This window comes from Cupriavidus consociatus (genome assembly GCF_017814975.1).
Taxonomy (GTDB): domain Bacteria; phylum Pseudomonadota; class Gammaproteobacteria; order Burkholderiales; family Burkholderiaceae; genus Cupriavidus; species Cupriavidus consociatus.
This window is the reverse complement of record NZ_JAGIQA010000005.1, coordinates 172,414-189,551: the sequence shown is the minus strand read 5'-3', so window position 1 is coordinate 189,551 and position 17,138 is coordinate 172,414. Positions and strand designations below refer to the sequence as shown.

13 protein-coding genes are annotated in these 17,138 nt (G+C 66.7%); all 13 read right to left on the bottom strand.

All coding sequences use genetic code 11. From position 1 onward, the window contains the following. Positions 1-118: 118 nt before the first annotated feature. Positions 119-1,924, bottom strand: coding sequence for an aspartate--tRNA ligase (gene aspS / locus J8I82_RS09250; protein WP_209756555.1), 1,806 nt, complete (start codon positions 1,922-1,924; stop codon positions 119-121). Positions 1,925-1,989: 65 nt separating this feature from the next. Further along, positions 1,990-2,700, bottom strand: coding sequence for a DUF502 domain-containing protein (locus J8I82_RS09245; protein WP_209756553.1), 711 nt, complete (start codon positions 2,698-2,700; stop codon positions 1,990-1,992). Positions 2,701-2,713: 13 nt separating this feature from the next. Beyond that, entirely contained in the window at positions 2,714-3,052 is a 339-nt protein-coding gene (locus J8I82_RS09240; RefSeq protein ID WP_209756551.1) for an FmdB family zinc ribbon protein, read from the bottom strand. A gap of 195 nt (positions 3,053-3,247) precedes the next feature. After that, complete coding sequence (locus J8I82_RS09235) at positions 3,248-4,684, bottom strand: high affinity choline transporter 1 (RefSeq protein ID WP_209756549.1); 1,437 nt, start codon at positions 4,682-4,684, stop codon at positions 3,248-3,250. 289 nt (positions 4,685-4,973) lie between these two features. Continuing rightward, a complete protein-coding gene (locus tag J8I82_RS09230; RefSeq protein ID WP_209756547.1) occupies positions 4,974-5,594 on the bottom strand; it encodes a methyltransferase domain-containing protein in 621 nt (206 codons plus the stop codon). 44 nt (positions 5,595-5,638) lie between these two features. After that, the gene (ubiB, locus tag J8I82_RS09225; protein WP_209756545.1) at positions 5,639-7,213 is read right to left on the bottom strand and encodes a ubiquinone biosynthesis regulatory protein kinase UbiB; all 1,575 of its coding nucleotides are present in this window, start codon (positions 7,211-7,213) and stop codon (positions 5,639-5,641) included. A gap of 75 nt (positions 7,214-7,288) precedes the next feature. Continuing rightward, positions 7,289-7,954: a ubiquinone biosynthesis accessory factor UbiJ gene (locus J8I82_RS09220; protein ID WP_209756543.1), complete on the bottom strand. Its 666-nt coding sequence runs from the start codon at positions 7,952-7,954 to the stop codon at positions 7,289-7,291. Between the two features lie 141 nt (positions 7,955-8,095). Further along, positions 8,096-9,058, bottom strand: a complete 963-nt coding sequence (locus J8I82_RS09215) for a Tim44 domain-containing protein (protein ID WP_209756541.1) — start codon at positions 9,056-9,058, stop codon at positions 8,096-8,098. Between the two features lie 61 nt (positions 9,059-9,119). Beyond that, positions 9,120-9,851 (bottom strand): bifunctional demethylmenaquinone methyltransferase/2-methoxy-6-polyprenyl-1,4-benzoquinol methylase UbiE, encoded by a 732-nt coding sequence (ubiE, locus tag J8I82_RS09210; protein ID WP_209756539.1) that lies wholly within the window; start codon positions 9,849-9,851, stop codon positions 9,120-9,122. 30 nt (positions 9,852-9,881) lie between these two features. Beyond that, entirely contained in the window at positions 9,882-10,307 is a 426-nt protein-coding gene (locus tag J8I82_RS09205) for a gamma-butyrobetaine hydroxylase family protein (protein WP_209756831.1), read from the bottom strand. A 92-nt stretch (positions 10,308-10,399) separates the two neighbouring features. Beyond that, positions 10,400-12,265 (bottom strand): ABC transporter ATP-binding protein/permease, encoded by a 1,866-nt coding sequence (locus J8I82_RS09200; protein WP_209756537.1) that lies wholly within the window; start codon positions 12,263-12,265, stop codon positions 10,400-10,402. Between the two features lie 132 nt (positions 12,266-12,397). Then, the gene (locus J8I82_RS09195; RefSeq protein WP_209756535.1) at positions 12,398-12,835 is read right to left on the bottom strand and encodes an HIT family protein; all 438 of its coding nucleotides are present in this window, start codon (positions 12,833-12,835) and stop codon (positions 12,398-12,400) included. Positions 12,836-13,015: 180 nt separating this feature from the next. Beyond that, the gene (locus J8I82_RS09190) at positions 13,016-16,990 is read right to left on the bottom strand and encodes a DUF3683 domain-containing protein (RefSeq protein ID WP_209756533.1); all 3,975 of its coding nucleotides are present in this window, start codon (positions 16,988-16,990) and stop codon (positions 13,016-13,018) included. Between the last annotated feature and the right edge of the window lie 148 nt (positions 16,991-17,138).

The window sequence follows — 17,138 nt, the reverse complement described above, 5'->3', positions numbered from 1 at the left end:
GACCAGTAACAAATCGAAACCAAAGCGCTGGCCGGCGGCACCGAGGAACCAGTATTGCGCAAAAAGCAAAAAAGCCGCGCATTGGCGCGGCTTTTTTTTACCCGGGAGCTTGAATAGCTCAGGCGTTCGGCTTCGGCTCGGCAGCGCGCAGGCGGATGTGCAGCTCGCGCAGCTGCTTCTCGTCGACCGAGCTCGGGGCCTGGGTCAGCAGATCCTGGGCGCGCTGGGTCTTGGGGAAGGCGATCACGTCGCGGATCGAGTCGGCACCGGCCATCATCGTCACGATACGATCCAGGCCGAAAGCCAGACCGCCGTGCGGGGGCGCGCCGTACTGCAGCGCGTCCAGCAGGTAGCCAAACTTGGCAGCGGCTTCCTCGTCACTGATGTTGAGTGCGCGGAACACCTTGCTCTGGATGTCCGAGCGATAGATACGGACTGAACCGCCGCCCATTTCCCAGCCGTTCAGCACCATGTCGTAGGCCTTGGCCACGCACTTGCCCGGGTCCGTCTCCAGGTACTCCAGGTGCTCGTCCTTGGGGCTGGTGAACGGATGGTGCATGGCGACCCAGCGGGCGTCGTCCTCGTCGTACTCGAACATCGGGAAATCCACCACCCACAGCGGCTTCCAGGCGTCCTCGAACAGGCCGTTGGCCTTGCCGAAGTCGGAGTGGCCGATCTTCAGGCGCAGTGCGCCGATCGAGTCGTTGACCACCTTGGCCTTGTCCGCGCCAAAGAAGATGATGTCGCCGTCCTGGGCGCCGGTGCGCTTCAGGATCTCGGCAATGGCGGCGTCGTGCAGGTTCTTGACGATCGGCGACTGCAGGCCGTCGCGGCCCTTGGCCACTTCGTTGACCTTGATCCAGGCCAGGCCCTTGGCGCCATAGATGCCGACGAACTGGGTGTAGGCGTCGATCTCGCCACGCGAGATGGCACCGCCGCCCGGCACGCGCAGGCCGACCACGCGGCCGTTGTCGCTGTTGGCCGGGCCCGAGAACACCTTGAAGTCGACGTCCTTCATCACTTCGGTCAGCTCGGTGAATTCCAGCTTGACGCGCAGGTCAGGCTTGTCCGAGCCGAAGCGGGCCATGGCCTCGCGGAACTCCATCACCGGGAAGGCGTCCAGGTCGACGTCGATGGCGTTCTTGAACACCGTGCGCATCATGTCCTCGAACAGGTCGCGGATCTCCTGCTCGGTCAGGAACGAGGTCTCGCAGTCGATCTGCGTGAACTCGGGCTGGCGGTCGGCGCGCAGGTCTTCGTCGCGGAAGCACTTGGTGATCTGGTAGTAGCGGTCGAAGCCAGAGACCATCAGCATCTGCTTGAAGATCTGCGGCGACTGGGGCAGCGCGAAGAAGTGGCCCGGGTTCACGCGCGACGGCACCAGGTAGTCGCGTGCGCCCTCGGGCGTGCTCTTGCCCAGCATCGGGGTCTCGATGTCGATGAAGCCCTGGGCGTCCAGGTACTTGCGCACTTCCATCGCCACCTTGTAGCGCAGGCGCAGGTTGTACTGCATCTGCGGGCGGCGCAGGTCGAGCACGCGGTGCGTCAGGCGCGTGGTTTCCGACAGGTTGTCGTCGTCGAGCTGGAACGGGGGCGTGACCGACGGGTTCAGCACGGTCAGCTCGTGGCACAGCACTTCGATCTTGCCCGAGGTCAGGTTGGCGTTCTCGGTGCCGGCCGGGCGCGGGCGCACCTTGCCGGTGACGCGGATGCAGAACTCATTGCGGATCTCTTCCGCGGCCTTGAACATCTCGGGACGGTCCGGGTCGCACACCACCTGCACCAGGCCTTCGCGGTCGCGCAGGTCGATGAAGATCACGCCGCCATGGTCGCGGCGGCGCTGGACCCAGCCGGTCAGGGCCACTTCCTGGCCCGAGAATTGTTCGGTCACCAGACCGCAGTAGTGAGTACGCATGGAGGACATAAGGAGATTCCCGGTAAAACGCTGCCGCCCGAAGCAGATCGGGCGGCTCGTATCTGTTTGAATGCTTAAGGATCGGTCGTCTCGACCGCTTCCCCGCTGCTGGCGCGGCTCGCCGGCGGCCGCTGCGGCGGCACTGGCCCGCTGTCGCTCTTGCGGGGCAGTTCGGCCGGCGCCACCACGCCCATCGAGACGATGTACTTGAGCGCCGCGTCGACAGTCATGTCGAGTTCGATGGTGTCGGCCTTGGGCATCATCAGGAAGAAGCCCGAAGTCGGGTTCGGCGTGGTCGGCACGTAGACGCTGACGTACTCGCCCTGCAGGTGGTTCTGCACGTCGCCGCCGGGGCGGCCGGTCAGGAAGGCGATGGTCCAAGAGCCCTCGCGCGGATACTGCACCAGCAGCGCCTTGCGGAAAGCATTGCCCGACGACGACAGCAGCGTGTCCGACACCTGCTTGACACTGGTGTAGATCGGGCCGACCACCGGGATATGGCCCAGCAGCGCTTCCCACCAGCGCACCAGGCGCTGGCCGATGAAGTTATGCGCCAGCAGGCCGACCAGCAGGATGAACAGCAGCGTCAGGATGGCGCCGAGCCCGGTGACGCGCTTGCCGAACATGAGCCGGTCCGGGCGCCAGGCCTCGGGCAGCAGTGCCAGGCTCTGGTCCATCGTGCCGATGATCAGGCTGAGCACCCACAGCGTGATGCCCAGCGGCACCAGCACCAGCAGACCGGTCAGGAACCAGGTCTTGAGGGCGGAAGTCTTCTTGGCGACCACGTGGCGATCCGGATCAGTGGCAGGCGCAGGCGCTGCCGCAACCGCCGGCGGCAGGTGCGGCGGCGGCCGTGCTGGCCGAAGACGATTCGGCGGCGGCAGCCGGGGCGCTGGCCGCTGCGGCGCCGGCAGCCGCACCGCCGGCGGCGGGCGCGCTGGTGCCGCCGCTGCCGCCGCGGAAGTCGGTCACGTACCAGCCCGAGCCCTTGAGCTGGAAGCCGGCCGCGGTCAGCTGCTTCTTGAACGAACCGGCGGCGCCGCACGACGGGCAGTCCGTCAGCGGGGCATCGCTCATTTTTTGCAGCACATCGCGCCCGTGTCCGCAGGCGTCGCAACGGTAGGCATAGATCGGCATGGTGTCTTTTCGCGAGAAAACTACGGAAATCGGTACAAAGGCGGGCATCGCCGCCGGTGCCGGGAGCGCGGAAACCCGCGCAGGCCGTCCCGCATGGCGATGCAAAGCCTTGAATTATAAACCGTTCTGTGGCTGGCTGATGGCCGGAAATGGAGGGCTATCGGGACCCTGCGCGAGGGTGGCGATCCCGCCGGGTCAGGCGATATGCACTTCCTTGACCGGCGCGTGATCCGCGATCCACTGCGGCAGCAGCGAGCCGACCACCATGCCGCTGATCGAGAACAGCAGGCCGACCATCTGTGGCGGCACCACCGCATCGGCAAAGGCAACCTCGCAGGTCAGCCACGAGGTCAGGCCCAGCAGGATCGCGGCCAGGCCGCCCTGGCGGGTGGCGTGCTTCCAGAACATGCCGAAGGCCAGCGGCACGAAGGACGACACCAGCGTGACCTTGTAGGCATTTTCGACCATATGGAAGATCGACAGGTGCGAGTTCAGCGCGAACAGCGTCACCAGCGTGGTGAACACCAGCACCACCGCCTGCATCACGCGCAGGAACTGCTTGTCGTCGAGGTGGCGGAAGTAAGGGCGCAGGATGTTCTCGGCAAAGGTCACCGACGGCGCCAGCAGCGTCGCCGAGGCGCAGCTCTTGATCGCCGACAGCAGCGCGCCGAAGAACATCACCTGTGCGAACATCGGGGCATGCTGCAGGATCAGCTGCGGCAGGATCAGCTGCGAATCGGAGTCGATGTACTTGGCCACCATGCCCGGATCGATCAGCGTGGCCGAATACGCCAGGAACATCGGGATAAAGGCGAAGCAGAAATACAGCACGCCGCCCAGCACCGAGGCGCGGCCCGCGATCAGCTCGGTGCGCGACGAAGTTACCCGCTGGAACACGTCCTGCTGCGGGATCGAGCCCAGCATCATGGTGAACAGCGCAGCGGCGAACCCTATGATCTGCACGAAATCCAGCGCCGGCAGGAACTCGAACTTGCCCGCCGCGGCCGCATGCGACACCACCGCGGTGACGCCGCCAGCCTGGCCGCTGACTTCGTAGCCGATATACATCATGCCGATCACGATGATGATCATCTGGATGAAGTCGGTGATCGCCACCGACCACATGCCGCCAAACAGCGTATAGACCAGCACGCTGGCAGCGCCGATCATCATGCCGGCCTCCTGCGACAGCGCGCCGTCCGACACGGTATAGAACACCAGCCCCAGCGCCTTGATCTGCGCCGCGACCCAGCCCAGGTACGAGACCACGATGCACAGCGTGGTCAGCACCTCGGCCAGCCGGCCGTAGCGGTTGTGGTAGTAATCGCCGATGGTCAGCAGGTTCATCCGGTACAGCGGCCGGGCGAAGAACAGGCCCACCAGGATCAGGCACAGCGACGAGCCGAACGGGTCGGACACCACCCCCGACAGCCCCTCCTTGAGGAACACGGCCGGGATGCCCAGCACGGTCTCGGAGCCGAACCAGGTGGCAAAGACGGTGGCGGTGACGATGTGGAACGGCAGGCTGCGCCCGGCGACGGCGAAATCGGTGGTGTTGCGCACGCGCAGCGCCGCCCACAGGCCGATGCCGACCGAGATTACCCAGTAGATGATGACGAACCAGATCAGCATGCCGCTGCCCTATGCAGAAAGTGCCCTTGTGGCGAAAAACCGAATGCCGGGCGGCTTGCGTGATACGTCAGGTGCGCACCTGCCCGGAGTCCAATTCATCGGTCGGGGCCGCGTGTGGAGCTTCTTGGCGAGTTCCCGGGTCGGGAGCGCGCGGCAGGGCCTGCGGTCGTAGCCGAATCAAAACGCGGATTATAGCGACGCAGACCAGCGCGGGAGAAAAAAATTCCCGGGTGGGGCAAAAGCGCCACGCGGGTGCATCCGGGGCGCCACAACGGCTGGAAGCGTGCGCTCAGCCGCCCAGCCGCCGCCACACCTGCCAGCGCTCCTGCCCCTGGAATACGGGCAGCGGCGCGGCCGAGGGGCGGTCTTCCATGCGCTCGAAGGCTGGCCCGAGCAGGGCATCGAGCTCCGCCTCGGGCATCGCGAACGGCGGTCCGCCGCGATTTTCGCCCAGGTAGAAGTAACCAGCCAGCAAGCCGCCCGGCGCCAGCAGCTCGGCCACGCGGACGGCATACGCGCCACGCATCGCTGGCGGCAGCGCACACAGGAAGGCACGCTCGTAGACCAGCTCGCACGGCGGCTGGGGCGTGAAGGCGAAGAAATCGGCCTGCTCCACCACCGCCCCTGCCGGGCCCAGCGCGCGTTTGGCCGAGGCCACTGCCTCCGCCGAAAAATCGATCGCCGTCACCGGCCAGCCCCGCTCGAACAGCCAGGCTGCCTCCCAGCCGTTGCCGCAGCCCGGCACGAGGGTCGGGCACGGGTTGCGGCCGGCGATGAACTGGCGGAACTCCTCCGGCACGCCGCCCGCGTCCCAGGGCGTGAAGTTCTGCGCGAAACGCTCGTCCCAGAACGACGGATCGCCGGCGTTGCGCGTACTGAACGCCGGGGCGGGCTTGGGCACGTCGGCCATGGGGTCTCCTAGTCTCCCTGCTTGTTTATATAACAGGCCGCTTATCAGTAGCCGCCCCACGCCAGCACGTGCGTCAGCACGATGCCGGCGACAAAGCCGCCGACCAGCAGCAGCGCCGTGCCCAGCAGCCGGTTGGTGCGGCGCTGCTCGGCCACCAGTTGCGCCAGCAGCCTGTCCTGCTCGCCGTTGCCGGCCAGCGCGCGCCGCTCCAGGAACTGATGCGCCAGCCGCGGGAAGTCCGGCAGCATCTTGGCCCACTGGGGGGCTTCCACCTTGACCCGCTCCCAGGCGCCCTTCCAGCCGACCTGCTCGTACATCCAGCGCTCCAGGAACGGCTTGGCGGTCTTCCACAGGTCCAGGTCCGGATCGAGCTGGCGGCCCAGCCCTTCGATATTCAGCAGCGTCTTCTGCAGCAATACCAGCTGCGGCTGGATCTCGACATTGAAGCGGCGCGAGGTCTGGAACAGGCGCATCAGCACCATGCCCAGCGAGATTTCCTTCAGCGGCTTGTCGAAGTACGGCTCGCAGCAGGCGCGCACCGCGCTTTCCAGTTCTTCCACGCGGGTCTCGGGCGGCACCCAGCCGGATTCCACGTGCAGCAGCGCCACGCGATGGTAGTCGCGGCGGAAGAAGGCAATGAAGTTCTGCGCCAGGTAGTTCTTGTCGAACTCCGACAGCGCCCCGACGATGCCGAAGTCCAGCGCGATATAGCGGCCGAAGGACTCAGGCTGCACCGACACCAGGATGTTGCCCGGGTGCATGTCGGCATGGAAGAAGCCGTCGCGGAACACCTGGGTGAAGAAGATCTCGACGCCCTCCTCGGCCAGCTGGTGCATGTCGACGCCGGCGGCCTTGAGCGATTCGGTGCGCGAGATCGGGATGCCGTGCATGCGCTCCATCACGAACACCGAGCTGCTGCACCAGTCCCAGAACACCTCGGGCACCAGCAGCAGGTTGGTGTCGGCAAAGTTGCGGCGCAGCTGGCTGGCGTTGGCCGCCTCGATCATCAGGTCGAGCTCGTCGTGCAGGTATTTGTCGAACTCGGCCACCACCTCGCGCGGCTTCAGCCGCTTGCCGTCGGCCCAGAAGCGCTCCAGCCAGGTGGCCATGTCGCGCATCAGCGCCAGGTCGCTGTCGATCACCGGCAGCATGCCCGGGCGCAGCACCTTCACCGCGACCTCGCGGCCGTGGTTGGGGCCGCCCTTGAGCGTGGCGAAGTGGACCTGCGCGATCGACGCGCTGGCCACCGGCTGGTGCTCGAAGGTGTCGAACAGCTGGGCGATAGGCCGCCCCAGCGAGCGCTCGATGATCCTGACCGCCACCGCCGAATCGAACGGCGGCACCTGGTCCTGCAGCTTGGCCAGCTCGTCGGCGATGTCGGGCGGCATCAGGTCGCGCCGTGTCGACAGGACCTGGCCGAACTTGACGAAAATCGGCCCCAGCGCCGTCAGCGCGCGCCGCAGGCGCTCGCCGCGAGGCATGTCGAGCTTGCGCCCGATGGTGATGACGCGAACCAGGAAACGGATCTTGCGGTTGCTGAAGCCGGACAGCACCAGCTCGTCCAGGCCGTAGTAAAGGATGACGAAGAGGATCTTGCCAAGGCGCAGGAGGCGGGTCATTCGGAAGTCTTCTCGGGGCCGGGGCGGGCAGTCAGGGTAGCGGTTGGCATGGGGTGGATGCGGGCGGGGCCGGACTCAGCGGTGCGGCGACGGCAGCTGGCCGGGCGCCGGGCTGGCGCGCTCGAGCTTTTCCAGCCGCTTCTCCAGCCGGGCCAGGCTGTCGCGCAGCTGGCCCACGTCGGCGCCGAAGGCATCCAGCGCGGCATGGCGCACCAGCGTCGGCTGCTCGTCCAGCAGGTAATCGGTGACGTTGTCGACCAGCGCACGGCCGATGCGCGTGGCCTGTTCGTGGACCTGGCGCGCCCCGCCGACCACGCGCTGCGCCACGCTGTCGCTGAGCGGCCCGCCCAGGATGCCGCGCAGCGCGAGGGACAGGTCTTCCTCGGCATCCCAGCGCAGGTTGCGCGCCAGTGCCGACACGGTGTTGGCCAGTTCGGCATCGCCCTCGATGCGTACATGGCGCATGGCCGCGGCCTGGCCGCCTTCGGCGACATCGGCGGCAACCAGCGGCCACTGCTGCACCGGCACGCGCAGCGTCACCGCCGGGGCCTCGGCTTCCGGCGCCAGCTCGGTGCCGCCATGCTCGGTCACCTTCAGTGACAGCACGAAGGCAGCGGCATCGAAGCGGATCACGCGCCCGGCAAACGGGGCGAGCTGGTTGCGGGCCCACGGCTCCTGCTCGAGCAGGTGGTTCAGTGCCGAGATCGCGGGAGTGGCCAGGGCGGAAGGCAGAGTGGTCATGGCAGCGCGGATTGGCTGGCGGTGAGGCATCCGGCGAGGTTGCACGCCGGGTGCCCAAAAACAAAAAAGGCCCACGCTTTCACGTGGGCCTCCATTCTAAGCTACTCCCCCGGGCGCATCACTCGCCACGGAGGCGCGGCATCACGACTCCTGCTGGATGCCGGCCAGCAGCCAGCCGCCGGTGCCGGTCGCCGGCTTGGCCAGGTTCCAGACTTCGGCGAACGGCTGCGCCGCCTCGCCGGCCTTCTCGCGGATCATGCCGGAGAAGCGGACGCTGGCGATATGCTGGGCCGGCGTCGATTCGATGCCGAGCAGCTGGCCTTCCAGTGTGACCACGTCGGTCTTGTTGACCTCGGCGCCGCGCTCGGACAGGTCCATCTTGATCTCGGCGAACATTTCCGGCGTGGTGAATTCGCGGATGTCGTCGAGATTGCCGGCGTCCCAGGCTGCCTGCAGGCGCACGAAGTGGACCTTGGCGTTGCGCAGGAAGTTTTCGGTATCGAAGTCGGCCGGCACGCCCCAAGGCTGCGGGGCGACGGCATCAGCCGCCACCGGTGCGGCCGCCGCGCCCGGCATCACCGGGTTCGACGCCGGGGTCGCAGTAGGCTGGCGCAGCATCGGCTCGGCGCTGCGGCCCATGCCGCCGGCATTGCCGGCGCCCGCATAAGCCGGCTGCTGGCTGCGCTGGCTGCCGCCGCGGAACTTGCGGATCAGCCAGATCACCGCGAAGGCGACGATCGCGATCAGGATCAGGTTGGACAGGAAGCTCAGCGCCGCGCCGCCCAGGCCGAAGTGCGACAGCAACCAGCCGATACCCAGGCCGGCAGCGATGCCGCCCAGGATGCCGCCCCAGTTACGCTTGGGCGCCGCGGCCGCTGCCGCGCCGGCCGCCCCGGCCGTAGCCGGCGCCGCCTGCTGTGCAGGTTGCTGCGCTTGCTGCGTGGGCGAGGTGGGCTGGGTCTGCTGACGCTGGGTCACCGATTCAGACTGCTTGCCAACGCTGCGCGAGCCGCCCATGCGCTTGGCCTCGGCGTCGAACGCCATCCCGACGGCCAGCGCCGTGACCAGCGACCCCACCAGGAACTTTCCACGAATTGACGACATATGCTGTTATCCCCTGTCAGATTCACCCATATATGGGCGAGCATGGCGATTTCAAGTGTTCTTAATACTTCCGCCCGACGTGGAGCGCCACCACTCCGGCCGTCAGATTGAAGTATTCGACATTCTCCAGGCCCGCATGTTCCATTAAGCGTACAAGTGAAACCTGGTCTGGATGCATTCTGATCGATTCCGCGAGATAGCGATAGCTGGGAGCGTCCCCTGCCACGCGTTCGCCCAGCCAGGGCAGTACCTTGAAAGAATAGACGTCGTACGCCTTCTCCAGGGGTTTCCACACCTTGGAGAACTCCAGCACCATGACCTTGCCGCCCGGCTTGACCACACGGCGCATCTCGGCCAGCGCGGCCTCCTTGTGCGTCATGTTGCGCAGGCCGAAGGCCACCGTGACCAGGTCGAAGTAGTTGTCGGGGAACGGGATCTTCTCGGCGTCGCACAGCGCCACCGGCGTGACGATGCCCTTGTCCAGCAGCCGGTCGCGGCCGACGCGCAGCATCGACTCGTTGATGTCGGTCAGCCAGACCTGGCCGGTCGGGCCGGCCTGCCGGGCGAACGCCTTGGCCAGGTCGCCGGTGCCGCCCGCGATGTCGAGCACCTTGTGGCCGGGCCGCACATTGGCCTGGGCGATGGTGAACATCTTCCACAGCCGGTGCATGCCGCCCGACATCAGGTCGTTCATCACGTCATACTTGCTCGCCACCGAATGGAACACGCCGGCGACCTTGCCAGCCTTTTCCGTTTCGTCGACTTTCTCAAACCCGAAATGGGTTTCACTCATTTCTCAGACTCCAGGGTGGTCGGGGGCGGCTCAATGATGGTGGCCGCAACCGTGGCCGCCGGCAGCGCCGGCGCCAGGCATGGGGGTATCGCGATCGACGCCGGCGGCTTCCAGCCGCTTCAGGTAGTCCTGCCACAGCGCGTCCTGCTGGTCGCCCAGCCGGTACAGCAGTTCCCACGAATAGATGCCGGTATCGTGGCCGTCGGTGAAGCGGATCAGGATGGCGTAGTTGCCCACCGGCTCGACCGCGCCGATGCCGACGTCGCGCTTGCCGGTCTGCAGGACTTCCTGCCCGGGGCCGTGGCCCTGCACTTCCGCCGATGGCGAATACACGCGCAGCAGCTCGAACGGCAGGCGGAAGCTGCGGCCGTTGTCGAAGCCGACTTCCAGCACGCGCGATTGCGTGTGGACGGTCAGCGCGGTGGGATAGGGGGTGTCTTTTTCCAGGCCAGCCATGGTGATCGCGGCCCGGTTCACGGGCGCTCTATAGGAGGAATCCGGCGCGGCGGCATGGGCGAGCGTCGCTTCAGGCGCCGCATCACGCCGCATCACGCTTCGCTTACGACCCGATAGCTTACCCCAGGCTCGCCGGCTTGCGCAGCCCGCGCCGCCTCCTCGTCCTGCGGCACGTAGCGCAGGCGCCGGCCATGGAAGGCCGCGACCGTGCTGCGGTGCGCAATGCTTACGATGGCCGCATCCGGCAGCGATTCCACCATCAGCCGGTACATCGCCTCTTCGGTGTCTTCGTCGAGCGCGCTGGTGGCTTCATCCAGGAAAAGGTAGTCGGGCTTCTGCAGCAGTGCGCGCGCGAACGCCAGCCGCTGCTGCTCGCCCGGCGACAGCCGCAGCGACCAGTTGTCGAATACGTCGAGCTGGTCGGTCAGCGCCGCCAGCCGCGCCTGGCGCAGCGCCGCCTGCAAGGCTTCCTTGCTGTGCTCCGTCCCGGCGTCCGGGTAAGCCAGCGCATCGGCCAGCGTGCCGATCGGCAGGTAGCTGCGCTGCGGCAGGAACAGCATGCGCTTGTCCTCGGGCATGCTTACGGTGCCGCTGCCATACGGCCAGATACCGGCGAGCGCACGGAACAGCACGCTCTTGCCACAGCCGGAGGGGCCGCTGACCAGCCAGCGCTCGCCCGGCGCGACCGACAGCGAGAACGGCGCCACCAGCGGGCGCTGGCCGACGGCAGCGCCGCGCGCGGCGCGCACCGGCAGCGCCAGCGCGAGGCCCTCGATCACGATGCCTTGCTGCGGCTTGCCAGTATGCTCGACCTCGATGTCACGCGTGCCGCCGGGGGCCAGGTCCTGGCGCTCGGCCACGCGGATCGCTTCCTGGAAATCGATCAGGCGGTTGGCCGCGGCCTTCCAGCCCACCAGCGTGGCATAGCTGTCGACGAACCACGACAGCGCCCCCTGCACCTGCCCGAACGCGGAACTGGTCTGCATCAGACCGCCCAGCGTCATCTTGCCGGCGAAGTAGCGCGGCGCCGCCACCAGGATCGGGAAGATGATGGCGAACTGCGCATAGCCGGAACTGACGAAAGTCAGCCGCCGCGTATAGCGCATCAGCTGGTTCCAGTTGGCGCGGATGCGGTCGAAGCGCGCGCGCAGACCGGCCTGCTCGGTCGGCTCGCCGCGGTACAGCGCCACCGGCTCGCTGTTCTCGCGCAGGCGCACCAGCGTGAAACGGAAATCCGCTTCGTACTGTTCCTGCTGGAAGTTCAGCCCGATCAGCGGGCGTCCTACCAGATGCGCCACCAGCGAGCCAATCACCGCATAGCCGGCCGCGAACCAGACCATGTAGCCGGGGATGGTCCATTCCCTGCCGCCCAGCACAAAGCTGATCGGCCCCGACACCGCCCACAGGATGCCGACGAAGGACAGCAGCGTCACCACCGAGTTGAGCAGCCCCAGCGACAGCGACAGCGCGCCGTCGGTGAACAAGCGCAGGTCGTCGGCAATCCGCTGGTCGGGGTTGTCGGTGGCGCGGGTCTGTTCGATGCGGTAGTAGGCCTGGTGCCCGAGCCAGTGGCCCATGAAGCGGCCGGTCATCCAGGTACGCCAGCGCATCTGCAGCATCATGGTGTAGTACTGGCGCGAGATCGCCGCCACGATAAAGAACGCCGCGATCCACGAGAAGCGCAGCAGCAGCACCTTGAACGAGGCGTAGTCGCGCTGCTCCAGCGCGTTGTAGAACACGCGGTTCCACTCGTTGAGCAGCACGTTGATATAGACGATGCCGAGGTTGAGCACGACCACCAGCGCGAGCAGGCCGAGCCCGGCGACACGGTCTTCGGATTTCCAGTAGGGCTTGATCAACGCCCAGGTCGCGGCCATGCGCAGCCGGCTCTGGATCTTGAGGGCCTTGGCGGGGACGGCCGGGCCCGGTACGGTGACGGAAGTGGGAGTCGAGGACATAGCGGCAGCTTTCTGGCCCGCCAGCGGGATGCGTGGCCGGGCTTGTTGTTCTCGTGCCGCGGCGCGCGGGCGCGACCGCGGCGGCAACAGCATTCAGACGGTTGCCGGCCGGCGCGGGTTCCGCGCCCGGCTTCAGGCGTCGTCGGCTTCGATCAGCGAAAGTGCCGTACGCAGCGCCGGCAGCCGGCTAGCCAGCTCCTGCACGCGCACGCTGTCCGCCGCGCGCTGCGGCGCCGCCCAGATCGCCTCGGGGAAATGCGTGTCCCAGCAGTAGCGCGGGATGATGTGCCAGTGCAGGTGCGGCACCATGTTGCCGAACGCGGCCAGGTTGACCTTGTCGGGCGCCATCACCTCGCGCACCACGCGCTCCACGCGCGCCACCAGCCGCATCAGCCAGGCCTGGTCGGCCTCGTCCAGGTCGGTGAGCTCGGCCACGTGGTCGTTCCAGACGATGCGGCAGAAACCGGGAAAGCGGTCATGCTCGACCAGGAGCAGGCGGGCGCGGTCGCCCATCCAGACCAGTTCGCCGCCGTCGGTTTCGCAGAGGGGGCAGTTGGGGGTGCGGGGCATCGTGGTGCGTACCTTTCTTGCTGAGTGTGGTCTCCCTCTCCCGCCTGCGGGAGAGGGGTTGGGGGAGAGGGCGGGAGCCGCCACGAAGTGAGCGACGTCGCCATGCGATACGCCGGCCCTCTCCCCCGGCACCTCTCCCGCGCTCGGGAGAGGGGAGCAAACCCGCGGGCAGCGTAGGACCTACACCAGCACCCGCTCGATGCCGCCCGCATTGGCCTTGGCCACATACTCCGGCATCCAGTTCTCCCCAAGCAGATGCCTGGCCATCTCGATCACGATGTAATCCGCCTGCACCGACGCATCTTCCTTGTAGCGCGACAGGCCCTGCAGGCACGACGGGCAGCTGGTCAGGATCTTGACGTCGCCGGTAAAGCCGTCGGCACGCAGCTTGTCGGCGCCCTTGGTCATTTCCTCTTCCTTGCGGAAGCGGACCTGCGTCGAAATGTCAGGACGCGTCACCGCCAGCGTGCCCGACTCGCCGCAGCAGCGCTCGTTCTTCTCGATCTTGCCCAGCCCGGGGTTGCCGCCCATCAGGTCGTTGACCAGCTTGGTCGGATCCATGGTCTTGATCGGCGTGTGGCAAGGATCGTGGTACATGTAGCGCGTACCGGTCACGCCTTCCAGCTTGACGCCCTTCTCCAGCAGGTACTCGTGGATGTCGATGATGCGGCAGCCCGGGAAGATCTTCTCGAATTCATACCCGGCAAGCTGGTCGTAGCAGGTGCCGCAGCTGACCACCACGGTCTTGATGTCGAGGTAGTTCAGCGTGTTGGCCACGCGGTGGAACAGCACGCGGTTGTCGGTGACGATCTTCTCGGCCTTGTCGTACTGGCCGCTGCCGCGCTGCGGATAGCCGCAGCACAGGTAGCCCGGCGGCAGCACGGTCTGCACGCCGACGTGCCACAGCATCGCCTGCGTGGCCAGCCCGACCTGCGAGAACAGCCGCTCCGAGCCGCAGCCCGGGAAGTAGAACACCGCCTCCGATTCCGGCGTGGTCGCCTTCGGGTCGCGGATGATCGGCACGATCTCGTTGTCTTCGATGTCGAGCAGCGCGCGCGCGGTCTTCTTGGGCAGGTTGCCCGGCATCTTCTTGTTGATGAAGTGGATCACCTGCTCGCGCACCGGCGGCTTGCCCACCGTCGCGGGCGGATGCGCGGTCTGCTTCTTCGCCAGCTTCTTCAGCACCTCGTTGCCCAGGCGCTGCGCCTTGTAGCCCCAGTCGATCATGACCTTGCGGGTCAGGTTGATGGTCTCGGGGTTGGTCGCATTGAGGAAGAACATCGACGCCGCTGTGCCGGGGTTGAACTTCTTCTGCCCCATCTTGCGCAGCAGGTTGCGCATGTTCATCGAGACGTCGCCGAAGTCGATCTTGACCGGGCACGGCGTCACACACTTGTGGCACACCGTGCAGTGGTCAGCCACGTCGGAAAACTCGTCCCAGTGCTTGACCGAGATGCCGCGGCGGGTCTGCTCTTCGTACAGGAAGGCCTCGACCAGCAGCGAGGTCGCAAGGATCTTGTTGCGCGGGCTGTACAGCAGGTTGGCGCGCGGCACGTGCGTGGCGCACACCGGCTTGCACTTGCCGCAGCGCAGGCAGTCCTTGACGCTTTCGGCAATGGCGCCGATGTCGCTCTGCTGCATGATCAGCGACTCATGCCCCATCAGGCCGAACGACGGCGTGTAGGCATTGCGCAGGTCGGCGCCAGGCAACAGCTTGCCCTTGTTGAAGCGGCCCTGCGGGTCGACCTTCTGCTTGTAGGCGCGGAAGTCGCCGATCTCTTCCTCGGTCAGGAACTCAAGCTTGGTGATGCCGATGCCGTGCTCGCCCGAGATCACCCCGTCCAGCGAACGCGCCAGGTCCATGATGCGGGCCACCGCGCGGTGCGCGTCCTGCAGCATGTCGTAGTCGTCGGAGTTGACCGGGATATTGGTGTGCACGTTGCCGTCGCCGGCGTGCATGTGCAGCGCGACGAAGACCCGGCCGCGCAGCACCTGTTTGTGGATCTTCTGGGCCTCGTCCAGGATCGGCTTGAATTCGCCGCCATTGAAGATCTTGCGCAGCTCGGCGCGGATCTCGTTCTTCCACGACACGCGGATGGTGCGGTCCTGCAGCAGGTGGAACACGCTGGCGTCCGGCTGCTGATGCAGCCGCGCTTCGAATTCCTGGCCGAGCAGCCCCAGCCCGTGCCCGATCAGCGAGGCCTTGGCCTGCGCCAGCGGCGTATCCAAGTGGTCTTGCAGGTAGCGCCAGCGCGCGCGGATCTCGCGCAGCAGCGTCAGCGCGTGCTGAACGCGGTCTTCCAGCAGCTCGGCGCTGGGGATTTCGTTGGCGTCGTCGCTGCGGCCCAGCGGCAGGTTGCCGCGCGCGAAGAACGCTTCCAGCGCGTCGACCAGCTGCAGCTTGCTCTTGATCGACAGCTCGATATTGATGCGCTCGATGCCGTCGGTGTACTCGCCCATGCGGTTGAGCGGGATCACCACGTCTTCGTTGATCTTGAAGGCGTTGGTGTGCTTCGCGATCGCCGCGGTGCGCGAGCGGTCGAGCCAGAACTTCTTGCGGGCCTCGGGGCTGACGGCGATAAAGCCTTCGCCACTCTTGCCGTTGGCCATGCGGATCACTTCCGAGGTGGCGCGCGCCACGGCGTCTTCATCGTCGCCGACGATATCGCCGATCAGCACCATCTTCGGGAAGGCGTTGCGCTTGCTCTTGGTGGCGTAGCCGACCGCACGCAGATAGCGCTCGTCCAGGTGCTCCAGGCCGGCGAGGATGGCGCCGCCGGGCTTTTTGGTTTCCGCATCGAGGAAATCCTTGATCTCGACGATGCTGGGGATGGCGTCGCGCGCCTGGCCGAAGAACTCCAGGCACACGGTGCGGATGAACTTCGGCATGCGGTGCAGGATCCAGCGCGCGCTGGTGATGATGCCGTCGCAGCCTTCCTTCTGCACGCCGGGCAGGCCGGCCAGGAACTTGTCGGTGACGTCCTTGCCCAGGCCTTCCTTGCGGAACTTGCGGCCTTCGATGGCGAGCGTCTCGGTGCGCAGCACCTTCTCGCCCGGGGCGCGATTGCCGTCCGACCACTTCAGCTCGAAGGTGGCCACCGGCACGTCGTGGATCTTGCCCAGGTTGTGGTCCAGCCGGGTGATTTCCAGCCAGTTGCCCTCCGGGTCCACCATGCGCCACCAGGCCAGGTTGTCGAGCGCGGTGCCCCACAGCACGGCCTTCTTGCCGCCGGCGTTCATGGCGACGTTGCCGCCGATGCATGAAGCGTCGATCGAAGTCGGATCGACCGCGAACACCAGGCCAGCGCGATCGGCGGCATCGGCGACGCGGCGCGTCACCACGCCGGCGCCGGAGAAGATGGTCGCCACCTTGTGCGACACGCCGGGCAGGTCGGTCTGCTCGACCGGCCCCAGCTGTTCCAGCTTCTCGGTATTGATCACCGCGCTCATCGGCGTCAGCGGCACGGCGCCGCCGGTGTAGCCGGTGCCGCCCCCGCGCGGGATGATGGTCAGGCCGAGTTCGAAGCAGCCCTTGACCAGGCCGGCGATCTCTTCCTCGGTATCCGGCGTCAGCACCACGAAGGGGTATTCCACGCGCCAGTCGGTGGCGTCGGTCACGTGCGACACGCGCGACAGCCCATCGAACTTGATGTTGTCCTTCTGCGTGACGCGGCCCAGCACGCGCTGCGCGCGCTTGCGCAGGTCGTAGGCGGCGGCGAATTCGTTCTTGAAGTCCTCGATCGCCTGCTTGGCGAAGGCGACCAGCTGCTCCACGCGGTGCGAGCGGTCCTCGGCCGCGGGCTCGGCGTGCTCGGCACGGTCGGCGGCGCGGCGCTTCTCGATCTCGTTCAGGCGGTGGTGCAGCGCGCTGACCAGCATCTGGCGGCGCTTGGGATTTTCCAGCAGGTCGTCCTGCAGGTAGGGATTGCGGCGAACCACCCAGATATCGCCCAGCACCTCGTAAAGCATGCGGGCCGAGCGGCCGGTGCGGCGCTCGCTGCGAAGCTCGTCCAGGATGCGCCAGGCCTCTTCGCCCAGCAGGCGGATGACAATCTCGCGGTCCGAGAAGGACGTGTAGTTATAGGGAATTTCACGCAGGCGCGGCGGGGCGTCCTGCGCGGCGAGCTTGGCGTCGAGCACGAGTGGGGCGTTCATTGGGGGACCGCTTCCTGCTGCGCACGGGGACAGTGCGCGAATCGTTCATTAAAGGGCGATTGTACTGCAAGGCCCGGTTTCGCCGCACCGCAACAAAGCGGAATCCTTGTCGGAACAAGGGATTAGGCGTGGCCCGGCGATGATGACG

What these genes read in the sequence shown, in the direction of transcription:
- aspS (WP_209756555.1), bottom strand. Translation starts at nt 1,924, where the DNA reads ATGTCCTCCATGCGTACTCACTACTGCGGTCTGGTGACCGAACAATTC.
- J8I82_RS09240 (WP_209756551.1), bottom strand. Translation starts at nt 3,052, where the DNA reads ATGCCGATCTATGCCTACCGTTGCGACGCCTGCGGACACGGGCGCGAT.
- J8I82_RS09235 (WP_209756549.1), bottom strand. Translation starts at nt 4,684, where the DNA reads ATGCTGATCTGGTTCGTCATCATCTACTGGGTAATCTCGGTCGGCATC.
- J8I82_RS09230 (WP_209756547.1), bottom strand. Translation starts at nt 5,594, where the DNA reads ATGGCCGACGTGCCCAAGCCCGCCCCGGCGTTCAGTACGCGCAACGCC.
- ubiB (WP_209756545.1), bottom strand. Translation starts at nt 7,213, where the DNA reads ATGACCCGCCTCCTGCGCCTTGGCAAGATCCTCTTCGTCATCCTTTAC.
- J8I82_RS09220 (WP_209756543.1), bottom strand. Translation starts at nt 7,954, where the DNA reads ATGACCACTCTGCCTTCCGCCCTGGCCACTCCCGCGATCTCGGCACTG.
- J8I82_RS09215 (WP_209756541.1), bottom strand. Translation starts at nt 9,058, where the DNA reads ATGTCGTCAATTCGTGGAAAGTTCCTGGTGGGGTCGCTGGTCACGGCG.
- ubiE (WP_209756539.1), bottom strand. Translation starts at nt 9,851, where the DNA reads ATGAGTGAAACCCATTTCGGGTTTGAGAAAGTCGACGAAACGGAAAAG.
- J8I82_RS09205 (WP_209756831.1), bottom strand. Translation starts at nt 10,307, where the DNA reads ATGGCTGGCCTGGAAAAAGACACCCCCTATCCCACCGCGCTGACCGTC.
- J8I82_RS09200 (WP_209756537.1), bottom strand. Translation starts at nt 12,265, where the DNA reads ATGTCCTCGACTCCCACTTCCGTCACCGTACCGGGCCCGGCCGTCCCC.
- J8I82_RS09195 (WP_209756535.1), bottom strand. Translation starts at nt 12,835, where the DNA reads ATGCCCCGCACCCCCAACTGCCCCCTCTGCGAAACCGACGGCGGCGAA.
- J8I82_RS09190 (WP_209756533.1), bottom strand. Translation starts at nt 16,990, where the DNA reads ATGAACGCCCCACTCGTGCTCGACGCCAAGCTCGCCGCGCAGGACGCC.